The sequence below is a fragment of the Nostoc sp. NMS8 genome, assembly GCF_017115045.1.
GTDB lineage: Bacteria > Cyanobacteriota > Cyanobacteriia > Cyanobacteriales > Nostocaceae > Nostoc.
Genome location: NZ_JABXKK010000103.1, coordinates 12,945 through 32,808, shown reverse-complemented (window position 1 = coordinate 32,808; position 19,864 = coordinate 12,945). Strand labels below are relative to the sequence as shown.

General features: G+C 42.5%; 19 protein-coding genes and 3 pseudogenes. 6 read left to right on the top strand and 16 right to left on the bottom strand.

Features of this window, described 5'->3' with window-relative positions; all coding sequences use genetic code 11:
* Positions 1-18: 18 nt before the first annotated feature.
* The 3 genes and pseudogenes from HWQ39_RS26445 to HWQ39_RS26435 form a co-directional block, all read left to right on the top strand.
* Positions 19-364 (top strand): annotated as a pseudogene (locus tag HWQ39_RS26445) (ISAs1 family transposase); the annotation flags it as partial.
* Positions 365-445: 81 nt separating this feature from the next.
* Positions 446-796 carry a transposase gene (locus HWQ39_RS26440; protein WP_292851806.1) on the top strand — a complete coding sequence of 117 codons (351 nt, stop codon included), beginning with the start codon at positions 446-448 and terminating at the stop codon, positions 794-796.
* The gene (locus HWQ39_RS26435) at positions 793-1,269 is read left to right on the top strand and encodes a transposase (RefSeq protein ID WP_292851804.1); all 477 of its coding nucleotides are present in this window, start codon (positions 793-795) and stop codon (positions 1,267-1,269) included. Before HWQ39_RS26440 ends, HWQ39_RS26435 begins: the two co-directional genes overlap by 4 nt.
* A 10-nt stretch (positions 1,270-1,279) precedes the next feature.
* Here the strand turns inward: HWQ39_RS26435 and HWQ39_RS26430 are convergent.
* Positions 1,280-1,696, bottom strand: a pseudogene (locus tag HWQ39_RS26430) (ISLre2 family transposase); the annotation flags it as partial.
* Between the two features lie 205 nt (positions 1,697-1,901).
* Here HWQ39_RS26430 and HWQ39_RS26425 point away from each other — a divergent pair.
* Positions 1,902-2,561: an RNA ligase family protein gene (locus tag HWQ39_RS26425; protein ID WP_366932304.1), complete on the top strand. Its 660-nt coding sequence runs from the start codon at positions 1,902-1,904 to the stop codon at positions 2,559-2,561.
* 66 nt (positions 2,562-2,627) lie between these two features.
* Here HWQ39_RS26425 and HWQ39_RS26420 read toward each other — a convergent pair whose 3' ends face one another.
* The 4 genes from HWQ39_RS26420 to HWQ39_RS26405 all read right to left on the bottom strand — a co-directional run bounded on the left by HWQ39_RS26420 (position 2,628) and on the right by HWQ39_RS26405 (position 7,135).
* A complete protein-coding gene (locus HWQ39_RS26420; RefSeq protein WP_292851802.1) occupies positions 2,628-2,951 on the bottom strand; it encodes a hypothetical protein in 324 nt (107 codons plus the stop codon).
* Positions 2,952-3,183: 232 nt separating this feature from the next.
* Positions 3,184-3,615, bottom strand: coding sequence for a DUF1648 domain-containing protein (locus tag HWQ39_RS26415; protein ID WP_292851859.1), 432 nt, complete (start codon positions 3,613-3,615; stop codon positions 3,184-3,186).
* Positions 3,616-3,832: 217 nt separating this feature from the next.
* Entirely contained in the window at positions 3,833-6,805 is a 2,973-nt protein-coding gene (locus tag HWQ39_RS26410) for an S-layer family protein (protein WP_292851800.1), read from the bottom strand.
* A gap of 132 nt (positions 6,806-6,937) precedes the next feature.
* Positions 6,938-7,135, bottom strand: coding sequence for a hypothetical protein (locus HWQ39_RS26405; protein ID WP_292851798.1), 198 nt, complete (start codon positions 7,133-7,135; stop codon positions 6,938-6,940).
* Between the two features lie 612 nt (positions 7,136-7,747).
* Here HWQ39_RS26405 and HWQ39_RS26400 point away from each other — a divergent pair.
* A complete protein-coding gene (locus HWQ39_RS26400) occupies positions 7,748-9,469 on the top strand; it encodes a right-handed parallel beta-helix repeat-containing protein (RefSeq protein WP_292851796.1) in 1,722 nt (573 codons plus the stop codon).
* A 75-nt stretch (positions 9,470-9,544) separates the two neighbouring features.
* Here the strand turns inward: HWQ39_RS26400 and HWQ39_RS26395 are convergent, their stop codons facing one another.
* The 10 genes and pseudogenes from HWQ39_RS26395 to HWQ39_RS26350 form a co-directional block, all read right to left on the bottom strand.
* Complete coding sequence (locus tag HWQ39_RS26395; RefSeq protein WP_292851793.1) at positions 9,545-10,105, bottom strand: WGR domain-containing protein; 561 nt, start codon at positions 10,103-10,105, stop codon at positions 9,545-9,547.
* Positions 10,106-10,118: 13 nt separating this feature from the next.
* Complete coding sequence (locus tag HWQ39_RS26390) at positions 10,119-10,466, bottom strand: hypothetical protein (protein ID WP_292851790.1); 348 nt, start codon at positions 10,464-10,466, stop codon at positions 10,119-10,121.
* 95 nt (positions 10,467-10,561) lie between these two features.
* Positions 10,562-12,184, bottom strand: coding sequence for an AAA family ATPase (locus tag HWQ39_RS26385; RefSeq protein ID WP_292851787.1), 1,623 nt, complete (start codon positions 12,182-12,184; stop codon positions 10,562-10,564).
* 94 nt (positions 12,185-12,278) lie between these two features.
* Positions 12,279-12,482, bottom strand: a complete 204-nt coding sequence (locus HWQ39_RS26380) for a DUF2997 domain-containing protein (RefSeq protein WP_292851784.1) — start codon at positions 12,480-12,482, stop codon at positions 12,279-12,281.
* 2 nt (positions 12,483-12,484) lie between these two features.
* Entirely contained in the window at positions 12,485-12,934 is a 450-nt protein-coding gene (locus HWQ39_RS26375; protein ID WP_292851781.1) for a DUF1257 domain-containing protein, read from the bottom strand.
* Between the two features lie 115 nt (positions 12,935-13,049).
* A complete protein-coding gene (locus HWQ39_RS26370; RefSeq protein ID WP_292851779.1) occupies positions 13,050-14,090 on the bottom strand; it encodes a hypothetical protein in 1,041 nt (346 codons plus the stop codon).
* Positions 14,051-15,630: pseudogene (locus tag HWQ39_RS26365) on the bottom strand (reverse transcriptase domain-containing protein). Before HWQ39_RS26365 ends, HWQ39_RS26370 begins: the two are co-directional and overlap by 40 nt.
* Before the next feature lie 648 nt (positions 15,631-16,278).
* The gene (locus HWQ39_RS26360) at positions 16,279-17,127 is read right to left on the bottom strand and encodes a hypothetical protein (protein ID WP_292851776.1); all 849 of its coding nucleotides are present in this window, start codon (positions 17,125-17,127) and stop codon (positions 16,279-16,281) included.
* 79 nt (positions 17,128-17,206) lie between these two features.
* Positions 17,207-18,007, bottom strand: coding sequence for a hypothetical protein (locus HWQ39_RS26355; protein ID WP_292851773.1), 801 nt, complete (start codon positions 18,005-18,007; stop codon positions 17,207-17,209).
* Between the two features lie 153 nt (positions 18,008-18,160).
* Entirely contained in the window at positions 18,161-19,000 is an 840-nt protein-coding gene (locus HWQ39_RS26350; RefSeq protein ID WP_292851770.1) for a hypothetical protein, read from the bottom strand.
* Positions 19,001-19,022: 22 nt separating this feature from the next.
* On the opposite strand from HWQ39_RS26350, the gene HWQ39_RS26345 reads away from it, so the two are divergent.
* Entirely contained in the window at positions 19,023-19,244 is a 222-nt protein-coding gene (locus tag HWQ39_RS26345) for a hypothetical protein (RefSeq protein WP_292851767.1), read from the top strand.
* Positions 19,245-19,413: 169 nt separating this feature from the next.
* On the opposite strand, the gene HWQ39_RS26340 is transcribed toward HWQ39_RS26345, so the two are convergent.
* Positions 19,414-19,746 (bottom strand): helix-turn-helix transcriptional regulator, encoded by a 333-nt coding sequence (locus HWQ39_RS26340; protein WP_163937968.1) that lies wholly within the window; start codon positions 19,744-19,746, stop codon positions 19,414-19,416.
* Positions 19,747-19,864 lie beyond the last annotated feature (118 nt).

The following is a 19,864-nucleotide window of genomic DNA, read 5'->3' as shown; positions in this document are numbered from 1 at the left end:
ATTCTGATTCTCCTCTCTATGAAGCTAAAGCCAAAAATCACAATTGCTGACCATTTTTTGGGAATAGAAGACCCACGAATAGATCGCACAAAGCGGCATAACTTAATCGATATCATGACGATTGCAATAATAGCAGTGATTTGTGGTGCGGATGGCTGGGTGGCAGTTGAAACATACGGATGTGCAAAATATGAGTGGTTGAAAACATTTTTAGAACTACCAAATGGCATTCCATCACACGATACATTTGCACGAGTTTTTGCTTAAAATTTATCCTCAACAGTTTCAAGAATGTTTTCTTTGCTGGATGAAATCAATACAGAAGATAACTGAAGGTGAAGTAGTTGCAATTGATGGGAAAACCTGACGTGGTTCTTATGAACCTATCCCACTAATATCGAAATGTGGTAACTTACTTCTCATATTGAGAAGGGTATATCTGTTTATGGCTGGGCGTTTTGAAGGATTGAGTGACCTGGAATGGAAACTATTTGAGAATATATTTCCTGAAGAATCGTCCAAACGTGGAAAAGGAATGCCTCATGCACCATATCGCTATGTATTAAATAGTTTGTTATACATACTGATTACAGGGTGTCGATGGTGTGACTTACCACATGGGGATACATGGGCATCAAAAAGTTCATCCCACCGATGGTTAAAGCGATGGCGCTCAGATGGAACATTTGAATATATACAAGGACGTGTATTAGCGATCGCTAACGAGAGAGGACTTATAAATTGGGATTTTGGAGCTGTTGACGGCTCTTTTTCCCCCTGGAAAGGGAGGAGGTGAAGAAGTTGCCTACGGGGGCAAAGGGAAAGGTGTTCTTATTCACACACTTGACTGTTGGTGGTGGAATGCCATTGGCTAATTGCACTACCCCAGCCAATGGGAACGAGAGAGAACAAGTAATACCTCTACTCGATAAAGTTAAACTTAAAACATTAAAACGTGGCAGACCACGTAAACGAATCAAAGTACTAGCTGCTGACAAAGGCTACGACTCGAAACAAAAACGCGCTGACCTACGCAAACGAGGTATTCGGCCTCAAATCCCAAAACGAGTTTGGAAAACCAAGAAAAATAGAGGGAGACCAATCAAAATCTCTGTTCCTAGATTTCAGCAAGAGCGGTGTTTTGCTTGGTATCAGCGCAAATACCGTCGTCTCGTCGGAATATGGGAACGTCAAAAAGTTTACTTTGACGCATTCATTGACCTTGCTACAATCCACATCTGGATTAACAAAATATTATTAGTGGGATAGGTTCAGATGACATTCCCAACCACTTTAATAGGGGACAAAATTCTTGAATATCGATTTTATTTGTAGCCTTGCTTATTGACTTTATTTTTACCATGTATGGCAACTTTAAAGTAACTAAAACGTTTCCAACTGTTAATATTTGCCGCGTTCTATAACCGTGCTTTTGCATACTGCCATTCCACCAACCTTTTGTTTTATCCATAGCTGTTTGATTAGCTGATTGAGATTGTGAAAGGTTATACAACAAAATAGCAATACATTGACCAGCTAAAATAAGTGCAATTTCTCTAATTTTTTCTTCTCTTTCTTCAAAAACTTTTCCATTCCACTCCGTGATATTCGTCAATTCCAAACATTTTGACACCTCTAAAGAAAAATTTGATAATGATTTGCTTAAATCTAGAGTTGCACATATATTTTTTTCCATTAAGGTAGATAATCCCTGTCTTGAAATTATTGCTCAAAGGGAATACTAGCTTTTTTGGGGTCAAAAAAGAGAGTCTTGCAACTTGTGACTCAAACTCATCTTTCCTTTTTAAGTGTTAATACTGTTTAAAAAGTATAAATTTGTTTGTACTACTGGGAAAATGATTTAACGATCGCTTGTTTTTTACTGGATCTGACGAAACCGCATAGCTCCCTTCGTTAGTTTCGATGGAGAGGTTATCTTAACTGAGAAAGTAGATGGTACTAACTCTCGCATTATTATTTTGCCTGATGGTAACTACGTTCTAGGCAGTAGGGAAGAATTGCTTTTTGCTAAAGGTGATCTCATTGGTAATCCGGCACTGGGAATTGTAGATGCTCTTCATAGTGTTGCAGATTTACTACCGCAGCCAGAGCATAATATTATTGTTGTCTATCTTGAACTGTACGGTGGCAAAGTCACGGCTGCTAGTAAGCAGTATACAGCAAAGCAAAGTATTGCTTGGCGGCTATTTGATATTGCGGTGATCACTGATATTACCATGCTGTTTACGAAGTCCGTACAACAATTAGCATCATGGCGAGACAACGGTGGGCAGACATTTCTAGATGAAGACCAACTCAAGAAAGCATCTATTGATTTTGGATTTGAACTAACACCGCGACTTGCAACTGTTGAGGCATTGCCCGTAAGTATTGAGGAAACTTATGAGTTTCTCAAAGCTTTGTTGCCAAAAACCTTGTTAGCTCTGGATGAGGGTGCTGGTGGTCGAGGCGAGGGTATTGTTGCCAGAACTTTTTCTCGAAGTACGATCGCTAAGATTCGTTTTGAGGATTATGAACGTCACGCTAAACGTCGTCAGTGATTGAGTCAGCTTGGATTGTTTGAAAACTTAATTAGCCAATTGGTATTGCAACAATTACGAAAAAGATTACAAAGCATCCGTGCGATGTATGGATTCAATCAACTCCTCAACTTCTTCTTCATCCAAACATTGTTTCACTTGAGTGCTGAACCACTCAAATTCTTCCGGTTCTGTATCCGTGACTCGGTAGACCAGTAATGTTCCTGCAACACGGGCAAGAGTAAGAGGTGATGGGGAAACGTGGCTCAGTAGATCGCACGCATTCTGGTATATTTCCATGACTGATAATTCGTCTAAAGGAGATCCCAACTGAGCAGAAAGCTGTTTTAAATTCTCCTGAATAGATGAATGGAAGTCTGGATCTTCGGGATGAGAAAGAGGGTTACTCATAATTGTCGTTCAAATGCCATTGGATTGGAACTCAAAGCAATGGACTTGGAAACTCAGCAACGAGACGGTTACGTACATCATACCCCTACTTGGAAGCTGCGCCATTCTACCATTTTTGCCCTGGTGACTCTAACTCAGGGTAGTTCAATGTACTCATTACTCCATGCAAGAGGATTCCACTATTGTTGTAAGGCTCGAATCAAAATGGCATTCGGGACTATTTTGTATGGCGTTAACGTGCCAAAAAAGATTGACTCAACCAATATCCAATTGTCGCAAATATAATTATCGATGTTACAGGCATAAACCATACCCCTAAATTGGGATTTTTTGTAGTCGCTAAATGGAATATTTGCCATTCAATATAAACAAATATCCAAACCATCTCACTTTTTAACCAATTCAGCATTGAACAAGCAATTTGATACTGCCGCGAAGCATTTTGTTCAGTAATTACAACTGGATAATTAAATGTATTGGGATAACGACTAATAAATGTTAAAAGTCCATAAATTGCTAAACCGATAATTGGTAACAACCACAGAACTTTTTTGCTGCCCCAACCATCGGCTTGTCCATCAAATCTAAAGTGGACAGGTATAGTATCCGGTAATGTTGACCAAGCGTGAATAGCAATGCCGAATAATCCTACAAGTCCTACCAGTGAGCGTGAATAGCAATGCCGAATAATCCTACAAGTCCTACCAGTGCGCTCAAGTTTAGCATCTGTACCGAATCGAATTCAGGAATAACAATATCAGGTCTAGCATAAATAATGCCAAATAAATTTGGCTACTAGCTCCAATGCTGGTTCGCACTGCCAAGGGCAAGCCGTCTCTTTTTTTGTTTTCTTCGCGTCGCGGATCTGCTGTAATGATATTCTAATGAGCAATGCAAGAAGTACTAGTGAGGGAAGAATTGTGCGGCGTTATAGTGGGTAGTTGAGCAACCAAAACCACGTTCCCATTGGCATCGATTAGCCAACCTTGGGCTTCGACAATTTGAGTAGGTTGATTGACAGAATTAAGCTTTTGTAATTTTTGTTCTGTGTTTGGCTGCTTGTGAACAACGGCTCTTTTCTGAATAGCGTCAGCACGATTCTTCATTTCTGGAGAGAGTGTAATCCAATCTACTATGACCGCATCATCAGCGATTAATGGTTGTGTGGGATCGTCTACTAATCCTCCACGCCCAGTAGCAATAAACGAACTTCTTCCTATTTTTCCAGCAGAATTACAATCAGCAACAATTTGCTGGGAAGCGTCAACCAGATTTATGGGTAATTGCACTAATCCTTTAGTTGGATCAACATCTGGAGAGTTAATTTGTACAGTTCCATTGAGTCCAAACTGGGAACTTGCAGTAATGTCACTTTCGGGTGTATTGGATTTTCGACTCTGAATACCAAATAGACTTCTGGCAGTGATATCAACTCTACCGCCGTTTCCTTTGTAGGCATTGGCAGTGATATCACTATTTTCACTCGGTACGGCGACGATAAAGCCTGATGGAACATTAATGGTAATATTACCGCCATCTCCAAATGTCTGGACGATGCCTGCATCAGTGGATATTTGACTGTTGTGGCGCATCAGTAATAAGTCCTGCACTTGGAGGGCAATATCTCCACCGTGACCTGATGCGCTTTCAGATGTGAGTTTCGCTTGGTTGTCCAAAGTGATATTATGTGCATTTATATCAAGATTGCCCGCATCTCCTTTTCCATTACTGCTAACACTGACTTGAGCTTCATCTTGGAGAATTAATTGTTGAGTTACGATCGATATGTTCCCTCCTGAAGCTGTAGAGTTGTTTTGGGTGGTAGCAAACAGCCCACTAGTATCTCCTTCATTTTGAACAATATCCCCAAATTGCTTGCTTCGGTTATTGAAGTTAGGGTCTTTACCAGAAAGTGTAATGCTGTCAGCATTGACACTAATATTGCCAGCATTACCAGAATTGCTGGCGGTGGTAAGAACTTGTCCACCATTAATGGCTTCAAAGGTAGTCGCGTTAATAGTAATATTACCTCCCCGACTAGAATTACGAGTTTGGGCATTTAAAGTAGCACCATCTGTGATCCGAAAATCCCTCGTATTGACTGTAATATTTCCTGCTGCCCCCTCTGCACCTTTGTCAGTAAGTGTAAGTAAACCACTAGAAAAGCCTGTATCCAGACTGGCCCCTGAGATAGTTACAGAATCAGCATTGACTAGGATATTTCCCCCATGACCGATACCTCCAGGGTTTTCTTGGGTGTTACCGAAAACGGAAGCACTTATTTGAACACCGCCACTTAAGAAGAGTGAGGGAGTTTTAATATTAATTTCACCAGCATTACCTACTGCTCCTACTGCCACATTACTAAAAATGCCAGTGTTGATTGCAGATTTGGATTCGAGAGAGACAAGATCCGAAGCCTGCACGAATATGTTTCCAGCATTTCCCACTCCATAGGTTCCAGTATTGACAAAACCGCCATCCCTTAAAAAAAGTTGCTTCGTCGTGATTTTGATGTCGCCACCGTTACCTATTCCTGTTGATGCCACACTGCTATATAGACTAGAATTGCCATGAACAAGTGTAACTGTTCCCTGACCAACATCAATGTTTAGGTTCCCAGCATTTCCTTTACTATAAGTGGCGACTACCAGTTGACCACCGTTGCTTAAGGAGAGAGAGCCAGCATTAATATTAATGTTGCCACTATTGCCCTGTGCTTCCGGTTGCACTACGTTGAAAATTTGACTTGCGTCAAGTGTAACTGTTCCCTGACCAACATCAATGTTTAGGTTCCCGGCATTTCCTTTACTATAAGTGGCGACTACCAGTTGACCACCGTTGCTTAAGGAGAGAGAGCCAGCATTAATATTAATGTTGCCACTATTGCCCTGTGCTTCCGGTTGCACTACGTTGAAAATTTGACTTGCGTCAAGTGTAACTGCTCCCGTGGCATTGAGCGTAATATCTCCAGCTTGAGCGCCAATTCCTCTTCCCTTGATGCTGCTCAAAAGGCGAGTTTTATCTCCTGAAATGGTTATATTTCCTGCATTGAAGGTGATACTACCGCCACCATTAGTAGTAACATCAACTCTAGCTCCATTGGTCAGAAATACATCTGCTAATGCAGTATTTTCAGGAAAACTTAAGCGCAAATTGTTATTATCAACATCTAACCCTATTTCTCCTTTCTGAGCTAATCCTCCCAATTCCACTCGACCGCCAAAAGCGTTTAATATTCCTCCGTTTAAGTTCACTTTTCCACCAACAAGTAGCAAACTCTGTCCATCAGGAACCCTCAGCCCATATTGATTATTATTATTTGATCTGTTTTCGATTGATCCGTTAGCGCTTTGATAGAACAAGGCTGAAGGATTGACTGTCAATAATGGAACCTCAGAAGCAGAAGCTCTAAAAAAGCCCTGATTGCCAAATCGAATAGCATTAGCTGTAGTTCCGACAAATGACCCCCCAATATCCAGTTTGGCGTTCTCTCCAAAGATAATCCCATTAGGATTGATCAAAAATAGATTGGCTCTACCTCCTGATACGCCTAATGTCCCAAGAATGTTGGAGGGCTCATTCCCTGTTACGCGAGTCAGAATGTTCCTGACTCCCGGATCAACGAATATAACTCTTGCTCCTGCATCCACATTAAATTGGGAAAAACTGTGAAAAAGATTGCTCCCACGTTGAAGCCCACCTCCAATATTACAAGTTTCACTACATGTGGCTGGTGTGGTTAGGGTAGTTCCATCTATCTTGATAGATTGTGCCCGGACGGTACTGGTCGCAGTTACTAAACACAGAGAGATACCGCAAGCACTCAGCAAGATATAAAAGTGCTGTTTCATAAACAAATTATGAAAAAATTTCGAGTCAACTGGAACATGAAGCATTCTGACTTTTCACGGTACGTGGAAAAGGTCATTTTGATGCTTTCTCAAGCCCTGATTTCTCCGTTAGCTATTTTCATTAACTTGAGGTTAAGGAAATTTCGGTGGGGGAGGTGGAGGCGGAGGGTTCATCCCTGCACCTAATGTTGCTTCGCTTGACGGCATTAAGTTATTTTCTGATTCAATAAAGGTTGTATTATTTATTTCACTCTCATTAGGTTCTGTGATCTCTTCTTGTAAAGAAGATTGTTTTGCCTTAGTAAGATTCAGATTCATCTCTTCATCCATGACTGTTCCCCCAAGTGAAAAAATTTACTGTTAATTAGTGATTCAGGTTGATTTTTGAAAATTACGTGTTGTGTGACAAAACTTTATATTATTCTTGCTTCAGCTAGTTTTTGATGCTTCCATTTACGTCTTGTAAGCTAGCCACAGCAAAGCTTCGATAGTTTTTGGAGATGTCAAGGCGATAAGTAAACTACCACAGCTATATTCTTTAAGCAAAGTAAAATGCTATTCTTTAACGAAGATTTCAATACCCTCTACTTGAGAAATTCATCTATCCTTAGAAAGATTTTTAGTGGAACTTGTCAATACATATTTGACATATTAATGACACAGTATTGACATAGATATAAATAAAATCTTTAAAAAAGAAGAAGTGTTGATTAATGAATTAATCTACTTACATTCATCACAATTAAGTCAAAAAATTAAGACTTCAATCTCAAAATGCTCTCAGTAGTTGACGAGAGTAAACTTGGCTATTTGGGAAATTGTTTTAACCTCTAATATGCACCCCAATCTGAAAAAGCGCATTTTGGGGTTGGTAAACCAGTAGGGCGACATCAGTTGTATTGATATCAATTTTTATACACCGAAAAAATAGGAGTAATCGGAATGTCTACATTTACCGTCACTAATACTAACAACAATGGCGCAGGTTCACTACGGCAGGCAGTTCTAAATGCCAATGCTCTTTCAGGAAAAGATATCATCAATTTTAGGGGACTGTTTACAGATGGGCTGGCTCATACCATCAATCTGACTGTTAGTGGTCTGAGTATCACCGACAACCTGATAATTGTTGGTACAAATCCGAGCAAACTAACTATTAAGGATGATACTGCTGCTCGCATTTTTGACATTTCTAGTGGCGTAACAGCTGCAATCAACGGGCTGACTATTACCAATACATACGATGGCGCAAATGGAGGCGGTGCGATCTCAAATGCTGGCATCCTGACCTTGAACAATACCATCATCGCCGGTAACACTGTAACCAATAACATCATACTCAATGGAGAACTAGTTGGCGGCGAGGGCGGCGGCATTTACAACTCTGGCAACCTTACACTCAACCACAGCACTATCAGTGGCAACAATGTAAACACCGCCACCAACACTGTCGCCAACAGTAATAGTTATCAATCTACCAGCGAGGGCGGCGGCATTTACAACTCTGGCAACCTTACACTCAACCACAGCACTATCAGTGGCAACAATGTAATTTATAGCTATCAGAATCAAATAAGCGAGGGCGGCGGCATTTATAACACTGGCAACCTGACAGTGGAAAACAGCGCCATTAGTGACAACATTGCAACATCAGCCAGCTTTTTCGCAGCATTAGGTCTGGGCGAGGGCGGCGGCATTTATAGCACTGGCAACCTGACAGTGGAAAACAGCACCATTAGTGGCAATTCGGCAGATAACGGCGGCGGTATCCATATAGGATATGTCAGCTACAAATTAAGCATCCTTGTGGAAAATAGCACCATTAGTGACAACACTGCAACTTATAACGGCGGCGCCATCTTTAACCCAGGTGCATCAGTACAAGTCAAAGTAAATTATAGCACTATTAGTGGCAATTTGGCAAACCATGATAACGGCGGCGCCATCTGGAATAGAGGTCTATTCACACTGAACTACAGCACCATCAGTAACAATAAAGAATACAGCAACTCCGCCTACGACCTCGTTGGCGGCGGTGGCATCTACAATAATGGCACTCTATCGGTGAATTACAGCACCATTAGTGGCAACACTGCAAGTACCATTGGCGGTGGCATCTACAATAATGGCACTCTATCGCTGAGTCACAGCACCATTAGTGACAACATTGTCTTTTACGGATACCGTGACAACGACGACGACGGTAGCATCTACGGCGGCGGCGGCATTGTCAATGCTTATTATGGCACTCTATCGGTGAATTACAGCACCATCAGTGGCAACACGGCATACTTTGGCGGTGGCATCTACAACTTTGGGTACAGTAACAATCTATTCGGCACCGTTATCGTGAGCCATAGCAGTATAACTGGCAATCAAGCACACTTTGGCGGTGGCATCTACAATAATGGCAGCACCCTAACGGTTGGCAACAGCATTATCAAACACAATAAAGCTTTCGGCATCGAACTCAGTTCTGGTAAATTCGAGTCTGGCAAGGGTGGCGGGATTTACAACTCTGACTCTAGCTATGCCACTGCCACATTAGACTACAGCACCGTCGCTTGTAACTTTGACACACCTGAAGAGGATTCAAATAAGTTTATCAAGCTTGATAATCTTGTAGGTAAATTCATCACCAAAGGTTCAGTCGTAAGAGTTTAAGTACTTACATTAATATTTTTTACAAAGCGATTAAAAATTATCACCAAGCCAATCAATAGCTTGGTGATAATTCGTTCATAAATGTCGCCAGAAGTTTTTACTGATAGTCTTGAGACTGACTACCTTGGGTTCTGCTGTCGCTTCAGGGGCATGACCAACAGCTATCGCAGCGACAATTGGTGCAGATGTCGTTAAGAGAGAATTGAGTAACTCTCGCTGATAGTCAATATCTGCTACTGTGCGGTAAACTCTGTGGTAGTCAATTTGCATCCCTAAAGGTGTTGGTACTATTTTCAGATATTCATTTAGGGCGTTAATATAGCCATCGTGAAAAATCCTATTAGCAATACAAGGACGGATAATATTCAATAATTGAATAGCTCGTCTAATGTCTGCAACACTACGGCTAGCATCAATCTCTGGCTGACTTTCGCTGTAACCTTTGGCTTTCTTTTCTGCTACCAGATTGTTGAATTTGCTAACTGCTCTTTGATGATTGGCTAACGTGTGGACTCTGGTTTGTGCTTGATAACCGACTCTGCCCCACTGCACTGTTAAGTTACCATCTTCGACAATGGCCGACCAGAATTTATTGCTGTTCTGAAGAGTGTTTACATATACTAGATAAATTTCCATATTTTTTACCCAATCAACTCGCTAACTTTTGGGCATTGCCCCATCGGATTTGGTGTTGTAGTGCTTCAAGTATTATTTCCGCTTCGTGTGTTGTTAATCCATTTAAAGTAGAGCAGACATCGTACAAATCCTGTGGAATAGAATCAGGAATTACTAGCTCACACAAAGCGTCTTCAAGGGCTGTAGAAACTGGATATTCAGTTGGGGTGTACTCTTGCTGCATAACAATATATGTAGACAGAGTTACTCGTAATAACAGTTTTGTTTCTCTGTCTAACTTCTCTAAATACACACCATATTTATCAACCAGTTGATCAATGATTGGAGTCTGCCCGTAATATGTAACTAAGTCTGTCGTCATTTTCTTTGGTCTATCTAATTATTAAGAAACTGGTGTTAATTTCTAAAAAAAAGTGTGATTGCCCCCATAAGATTAGGGAGCAACTGCAATTAATATCAGTTCATATTCCGAAACTTAGCAGCACGTAGCGATTGAGTTTTCGCCGCAACCACAGGACTACTAGCCCGTCGTGAGGTCGATGCCCACACCTGCATTCGCTCAACTGCCGCCGCATCCTGAATGGTAAGCGGGGTAATGGTTTGACGACAGGTTTCCAGGTCAGCAAGCGTTACCTGCTGCGGTCTACCCTCATCGAATGCTAGCAGTGCAGCTTCAGATGCAAGGGTTTCCAGTTCTGCTCCTGAAAACTTTGCGGTGTTGGCAGCGATCGCTTCGAGATATTCGGATTCCAGGTGAATGCCAAAGCGTTGCAGATGAATTCCTAAAATCTGTACTCGCTCCGGTTCTGTCGGCAGATCGACGAAGAAATTTTCATCAAATCGGCCTTTCCTTTTTAGTTCACTTGGCAGCGCAGAGGGGTCATTACAAGTTGCCACGACAAACACACCACACTGTGATTCCGACATAAACGTGAGAAGATTGCCCAGAATCCTCTGTGAGACTCCACTCGTGTCACCAGTTCCCGAAAGTGCTTTTTCTATTTCGTCAATCCACAGGATGCAGGGTGCGATCGCTTCGGCAGTCTTTAATGCGCGGCGTACATTGCCCTCAGACTCGCCTACCAGACTGCCCAAAAGGGATACAATGTCTAGCTGGAGCAATGGTAAATTAAGGATGTTAGCAATGTTTTTAGCCAATAATGTTTTACCTGTACCGGGCGGCCCTGCAAGCAATACACCTTTAGGTTGGGGTAAGGAAAGCTCACGCGCCTCTTGTGTGAATAGCCGCCGCCGCCGAGTCAGCCATTCGCGCAGTAGATCCAAACCGCCGAATGCGATTATTGCAGGTTTACCCAATTCGATACCCATTTGAGCAAGTAACCGAGTTTTGTACTCGACGGCTTTGGGGATGAAATTAGCATCAACAACGACACCATCATTAGTTAAGTTTTCTTTGACTGTTAACCGCAGAAAATCACTGATTTCTTCTAGGGTTAAACCCAGTGCTGCACGAGAAAGAGTTTCTTTTTCAGCATGTTCTAAGGAAATAGTGAAAGTCAATTCTTGTTCAATAGCAGACTGTTGTAAGTCATGCAAATAAGAATTGATATGAAGTAGTATTTGGTCAATACTAGGTAACGGCACTTCACAGTAAGGGATCAATCTGACTAGAGATTCGTGTAGTTGTATGTTCTGACCTAACAGAACAATGCGTTTATCTGTGGGTTTTAACCTGTGGTAAAGGTTTTTTACCTTGCTTAAAATCTCCCATGATAATTGAGGTGAGTTCTTAGCAATAAAGGGGTGAATATCTCCGAGGATAAATACACCATTCCCACTAAAGTTAGCAATGTAGTCGAATACAAATAGTAGTGGGTCAGCCTGTGGAGGTCTTTTGTACTCTGGCACTGGCTTAAACACCAATCCCCCATCTGCTGCAATTAAACATTGCTCCAGGGTGGACACTCCCAGATTCCAGAAGAAGACAGGACTGTTTAGTTTGTTGTTTGCTTCGGTTGTCAACCACTGAATGATAGTTGCCTCATCGGGGGACAGGACATCAAGTGCTGCGATCGGGATTTGTGAATCTAGTGTGGAGAGCAGATTTGAGAGTTTCATGGCGGATTTCAAATAACTTCAATTAGTTTTGGCGAAGCCATTGTGATAAAATCAGTAGTCAGTTTTAAGCGATAACTGACTACTGACTGACTAATTATTGGCGCTGGTATTGTTGATGATTTGCTGGTATTCGTTGTGTTTGAGCTTCCGGCTTAAATTCACGTTCGCCCTGTACAACCCCCAACGCCTCTTCAAATGGCTGGGTTGCTGACAAACAAGACAATCCCTCAAATCCAAGAGCTTCCACTCGAACTTCACCTGTAGCTGAATCGAAATGAATCAAAACTGAACGTTCCATAATTATCTCCTTACATATTGTTGAACTTCCTGATGTCCGGCAAAGGTAAGACGTAGAGTTTGCACATTGCCATCAGTAGATTCTGCGATCGCACATTCACCAAACTTTTCTTGTAACTCGGCGGCTTTAGCGCGAACCATCCGTTGTCCATAAGCCAGCATTAGCTTATTGCTGAAAAAGTCTTGTCCCAACTTCGGAACTGTTTCATAACCGTCGTGTATTACGTCGTACACGCCGCTTGACTGATTCCATTTGAAACCGATATCTGCACGGGCTTTTATGGTGCGACCAGATACGATGATTTCAGCACTTTGTCCTTGTGAACCACCGTAGTATCCTTTTAGTGGCTGTGCTGTTTCATGTACTTGCGGTGATAGGTTTAGATCCGTGAGGGCTTGTACTAAACATTCAAGGGATACGAGTTTGGTTTTAACAGTTGAGAAATGTGACATGAGAATTTTGCTCCTATAACAGTAGAAGTGCGCTATTCTTTTGAAACGTGTATATGCATTTTTCGTTTAAGGTACTTAGTCTTGGACGAATGCACCCTCGCCCAAGACTGTTTTTTTACCTGAACTTGAAAGACATGACTGTAGCTTTCGATAAGCCCACATCGTCAGTCGCAAGTGATTGTAGATTGCGTTGTTCATCTAACAACTTGATGCGGATCTCTTGCATTTTTTGCTGTAATTGAGTGCGTGTATCAGAACCAAGATTCTTAGACTCAATAGCTGGATCGTTAACGATAGAGTCCAAGTGCGCCATCATCGCCTCCAAGCTGCTGCCTGCCTCCGGGTCAGCATTCGCTAGCAAAACCTGAACCTTCATAAGATGGCGTTGCATCTTCTTTTTAAACTGGATTGGCTTGCGTCCTGGTTCCCAGTCGCTCAATTCTTCAAGCAACTGCGCGGCAAGTTGTTCACCACCAGCGATCGCAGATTCCCGTAGCCTTTGCTCCAGATTTTGGTCATACTGTTGGATGAACTTGGTAATCTGGTCTAGGCATTCGGCTTGCTGCTGGTTCAGTTGTTCGGACAATGCCGGGATAATCACCGGACGACCAATAACAACTTGCAAATAGTCTTCAAGGTCGGTCAGAGTCGGGAATGCTCTTAGCAAGTTGGCTTTTACAGATTCTTGCTTATCGTGGGGTAATTCCCAAGTGTTAAGCGAGAGGAACTGATCAATTCGCTCTTGATAATCTTCGAGTCCTGTTTCGTAATCAGCTTTTAATTGATTGCGTAAACCAGGGGCAATGTTGTCTCTAATATTGAGTAACTGATTCCATACCAGGGGAGCTAAATCAATCGGACAGACCCAATCACCAGTATCAGCAGACATCCACTCTTGAACCGAAGCAATCTCTTGACGCAATTGGGCAGCAGCTTCATCTAGCTTTTTGAAGACCTTGATACCCCGCAGACCGACTTCGGAATTTGTAACTTTCACAAGGTCTGATTCTATTTCAGAAACTTCAGCTTTGGTAGAGTCGATGCCCGGTATTATCCGGGGCACCTCTCTGTTAAATCTGGGCGTGCGACTTTCACCGCACCCAGCTTCCGATGTTCTCAGCTTGCGCTTTTGCTCATGTGTTTGTAATCGTGGCAACTCTCATGAATTGCTTCAAGATTATTTTTCTTCCAGTTAGCGTGATTTCCGTCGATGTGATGCAAGTGAACCCGTTCTTCATCGATGAACTTTAAGCCGCAGGATGCACATTTATGGTTTTGCTTTTTAAGAGCTTTAGAGGTTTCACCATCGTAGAGCTTGCTGTTGCGTTCGCTCCAGTAGGCTGTATCTCCGTCATAGGGGGATTTTATTCCTTGAACCATGACGTGTTTGTTTTCGGAGTAAGGAACTGCCGGGAATGCCTTTTTAACTAACTCTTTGCTAGTATGGCATGTCTGTTTGGGTTCTTTATTAAATACCGTGTATGCTCTGTGATTTAGGAACCAAAGAGAGTTTCTTGCTCCGTCCATCTTGCAGAACTTGTGGTAGTTTCTCCATCCCCTAATTATTGGAGCCAGCCTTGTGGCTTTTTCCTTAGCACCATAATTCGAGTTGTTGACGATGTGTTTTACTTTCTTGCGGAATGCTTTGAAGTTATCCACTGAGGGAGTACTTCTAAACTTCCGTTTTTCTGGACTTTGAAGTGCCAGCCGAGGAAATCAAACCCATCTGTCGTGGCGGTAACTTTGGTTTTCTTTTGGCTTACATTCATTCCGCGTTTGCGGAGGAACTCGCTGATTCTTTCAAGTATCTCTGTCGCATCATCTTCGGGTCGGAGTATAATAACCATGTCGTCCGCGTATCGGACTGATGGTTCTGCGATTGACTCATTTGGGGTCTTATCGTGTACCTCGCTACCTCGTTTGTAATCGTAGTGGTATCTGTGTATACTTTCAATCCCGTTGAGCGCAATATTAGCAAGTATTGGACTGACCACTCCCCCTTGAGGCGTACCCTGTTCGGGAAATTCTGGATTTACCCCTGCCTTGAGGCATCGGAAGATACCGAGTTTTAAACCTTTGGGGGCAATGAGTTCATCCATTATTGCTGAGTGGTTAATCCTGTCGAAGCACTTTTCGATATCGAGTTCGATTACTCGTTTTTCTATTCCGTTGCAGAAAGAGCGTAGGTTATTGTAGATGTATCTTTGAGCATCATGGGCAGAGCGCCCGGTTCTAAACCCGTAACTCCTGGCATGGAAGGTGGCTTCGTATGCTGGTTCGAGTGCGTATTTTGCTAGGCATTGCCAAGACCTATCCGCAATTGTTGGTATCTTAAGCATTCTGGTAGTCCCGTCCTTTTTGGGGATGGGGATTTCCCGTAATCCTTGATGCTTCCAATTTCCACTATTCATTTTCAGTAGTTCTTCAAGGTTGAAGCGTTCTTCAAATGAGAGGGATTTCTTACCATCAATACCCGCCGTCTTTTTACCAGCATTTAGCTGAGATACAAGTCTAATTGCAAGAAATCGAGCCGAGGTGGATTTTAGAATAAGCTTTTGGAGTGACCGAGCTTTCCGCTTGTCTCCAACTTGAACCGCTTTAAATACGCGCTTTTGAAGGCGGAAAAGATTTCGGCGGAATTTCTTCCACGGTAGGGCTTTCCAAGATTCACTAGTTTTATAACTGTGTCTAATCATTTTCTCTTCTCTGGGTTGTATTTTCTGAACACCTCAGACCAATTACGGTCTATCCTACCCGACTTGTGAGAGTTCCGCTTCTCGTCTAGCCTACCTGGGGTTCGACTGTCCCAAGACTCACAAATCGTTTTTATTCGTTCCCTCGGAGAGATTGATGAGCCACTGCGTTGCGGGGTTCCCCCCGTTGTAGCATGTGGCGTTGTCCCGTTAGATGTAGCCAATTTGACTACTGGATTCCCCAGACTCTTACCGCTACTGTACTAAAGTCTACGGCGGGAATGAACTCCAGTGAGATAAGGGATTTAGAGTTGCGCCCTTTTCCGCAGATAAGTCACTTTTCTAGGCTCTGTTTCATCATAGGAACTCCCTGTTAGCGCCAGTGTCAACCCGCAACGGTCGTCTGATTGCGCCCTGTTCCCAGCTTCACTCTACAAGAACCGAGCTTGTTCGGTGTGGGCAGATAAGGAGTCAATTCTGAGTCTGAATGGTAGGGCTTTCACCTACATCTGACCGAGAGTTCAACCTTTAATGACAGTAATCTGCTGTCAGGTTGGCTTAGTTATGTACGGACTGGATACCGCGATTCCTAAGCAACGAATCGCACTAGTACATCTGCCCATTTAGGAGCGGCAGATTTTGTACTTTTCTTTAGCTGAATGGTGCTAACTGCAACAAATTATCGACGACTCTCGCTAATTCTTCATCCACAGAACCAAACCTAAATCTCAACAAGTTTTCTACAACTTGACGACGTTCAAGTTGTACTCCTTGCTCTACTCCCTCTTGTACCGCTTGCGCTCTTGCTTCTTGGTAAGCTTCTGTTAAATTCATAATTAACTCCTGGTCATCTTCAGTTAAATCTGTTTGTGTCATTACACTGATACGCCACCTGTAAACCATTTCAAGAACATTACGGCGGACAATATTCTCTGGTGGAAGGGCAAGCAGTTCACTTACTGCAAGCTGTTGTACTGTCCCTCTTCCTAAAAGCCTGAACCATAGAGTTTCTTCTGTGACGGGTAACTCGTTGATCGCTATTATCGCGCCTCTGAAACATTCTTGAAAAAAGTAAACTCCAGTCATCCACTTTTCTAAGTCTAGCTTAACCTCTAAATCTGCTAACAGAGAGGCTGAAGCACTAGGTGTCAAAATCCACAAACGAGCTAAATCATCTTCGCTAATGGTAGTTTCTTCTCTTTTGGCTTTGCGCTGAGAATCCGCAATCACAGTGAACAACTTCATGAAACAGTTACGTACTTCCGTCCTGCTGGGCTGATTCCGAAATGGTTCCAGTAGCGTTGTATTGAGTAGAGCAATTCTTCCCAGCAATCCTAGATTTTCCGCTTGGGCTTGTGGGGAAGGTAAAAATAATACATCTACAAATCTTGTTGCATCTGTTACTTCCCTGTTAATTTTCACTTCACCCAGAGGAGCCAGTAGCTCTTCTAAAAATTCCTTGGCAAATTTGTCGTGAGGTTGGTGAGGTTGTTGGGTCATTTTGTAAGGGCGAACTGTATTTTATTTTACAAGGGTTGAGAAAAGCTTGTGTGGTGGGTTCTCATACCCACCATTCTATTTACGCCGCTACTAACTCCCGACGAACTTGCGGCAGTTCAATCGGAGCAGTTGCCCTGGACAGCGCCTCTACAGCTTCCCTGACGCTCCAATATTTCATGCCATTGCTACACCGCCAATAGTAAGTCTTGGGGTCGTTTTCCCAGACTTCATCAGGGTTTCTAACCTTGAAGAGTATCCCCAAAAACTCACCATCCAGATATACGTTTTCAGCCGTCTGAAGGTCAGTCTTGCCCACATAGGTCAGTCGGTAGCTGTCCACTGGCGTACACAAGTCTTCTGCACGAGTACCGCGATACCCACAGTTACCGCAGCCATGACCATCGCAGTCGGGGCAGATGGCAGCAGGAGTATTCCATTTGAGTGGTGTGAAGTCCCATTCAGCAGGCGGGGAAAATAATTGAGGCTTTTGTGAGGTGTAGCAGCCAGCATAACCGATTACCTTGTCAGGATAGTATTGAACGCTCGACGATAACCAATCACAATCACCCAACAAACCAATTTTGTCAGCAGCTTGTTTTAATTCTTCATCTAGTTGCTGATTGCGCTTTACTGGAGCAGAAAGACTTGTCTTAACCTCTGCTACTGCGCGTTTGAACTGCTCTTTGTGATATCGAGCATAACCGTGAGTCATTTTCACCCAAACCGTAGTGTCATCTTCAGTAATCCAGATGGTAACTACATCTTCAGGCTGGCACTCTTTTGAGTAGTCTGACTGATTGACGATGGTTGCAATGATTTGACGATCGCTGTTCGTTAGCGGATCTTTTGTTGGTGTAGGGGCTGAAGTTTGTGTCATCATTAGAAATACCTCTAAATGGGTAAAAGGGCGATCGCAGACTTTCCAGGGACGGCGATCACCCTATTTTTATTAGTTAGTTTGTTGTGCTTTCAGCACAACACTCTCAATCTAGATTTGGCGAAGCCTTATATTTCTTACTCAAATGCCAATAGCTCAAAATTCTTTACTGATGCGCGGTGATTCTTCACGGTACAGGACACCGAGGCGATCACAATGGCTTTGAGCCAAATCCCGATACAAACTCATATCTTCACCAAACAGAAAAAGGACGGGCTTTTTATCGGGATAATAGAACTGATAAACCAGTGCTTGACCAATGCCATGCTTCCAATTGCAAGCTTTTTTGACCTCAATCACATAAAGCTTGGTCAACACATCAACTCGTCCTGACGGATTAGTAGCTTCTCGAATTCCTCCTAATATTTCTGCCAACTGGTTAGACATTCGCTGTTCAGCTGGGTCTTTTGGAGGTGATGGTGGGGCTAATGGAGTTGGAGGCTGTGTTAGAGGTCGTGGTTGAGAAATTGGTTCAATTTGCCTAAAGTCTTGCTGTATTTTATTGAAAGGCTTGGTTTGAGTAACTTCATCCTCTTGTTCGATTGTCTCAACTGCTGAATACTGCCCTAAAATTTTTTCAGGATACGTCTGTGAATAAAGGGATGTTACTAACAACCAACCACGTTCTGTGTTTAATGTAAAGTTGCATTTTGGTAATACCTCCATTACAGATTGAAGCGAAGCTTTCAGTCCGGTTGTCTCAACCCATTTTTGACGTGCTGGTGTTAGTGGACGCAATAATAATTGTTCTTTTGGTTTTATGTATTTCTGATAGAAAAAGTCAATTGCTTTTTTCCAGTGTTTTGGATTTTCTGTGTCAAAGTCCCGAAAATCAGGCAAGTATCTCTTAACAATACTTGCTCTGGCTGAATAACCAGTAACTTGTACCCATTTGTTTCTGGCTTCATTCAAATTTGTAATCGGATTCTTAGCCAATATACTCCTCCGATGTCGCTAGATGAATTCTCTCAAGAGTGCGACTACATTCTTGATTACAACTAAAAGCTCTCAAAAAAGGCGATCGCTTACCGAAGGAAAAGCGATCGCACTTCTAAATTTGACAATTGACATTCGGATTTTTCAACCAGTTTTTAGACGTGGTAGGTCATCGGAATCATCTCGCGGCGGCTTGACCATTACAAGTTTAAGGCTTCCGGCTGCTAGTCCCGGCGGCTACTAGTTTTATTGGTTTGGTATCAGTAACTCGATTTGTAAGGGTTGAATTTTGAGCGCTTCTTTGTTTTTCAAAAGAGGCATCGCGCTCGTCTCCTCTCTTATGATTAATATATTACTACGCTCACCAGTGTTTGTCAAATAATTTTCACTGGTAGGCGTAGTAGATAATTCTCTTAGCTGTTGTAATCTATGTTCCAAATAAGTGAAGTGATATCCCCATCTAAAGCAGCACAAAGTTTCTCTAGAATTTCTGTACTAACAGTCATCTGAGTTGGTTTTTTTGGTTTGTTAATAAAGACGTGAGGAGTCTCTAGCTGCTGAATATAAGCCACAGAAACTCCCACAGCATCAGATAGCTTTTGTCTACTATATCCAGCTTTGTCTCTTAGCTCCCTGAGTTTTTGGGCATTTTCTTCATTCCACCTAAACGCAGCGATGGGTGTTACATCTACTGTGATATTCATTTTTACTTTAATTTTATTTTCACTGCGCTCGCCAGTTGACATGGTAATACTATTAATATACTGGTGTCAACCATAAGGCTACACCAAGCAAAGGTGAAAGCGATCGCTTGCTCATTAGCAATGCGATTATTTCAGCCTGCGTCAACTGGAGAAACACAAC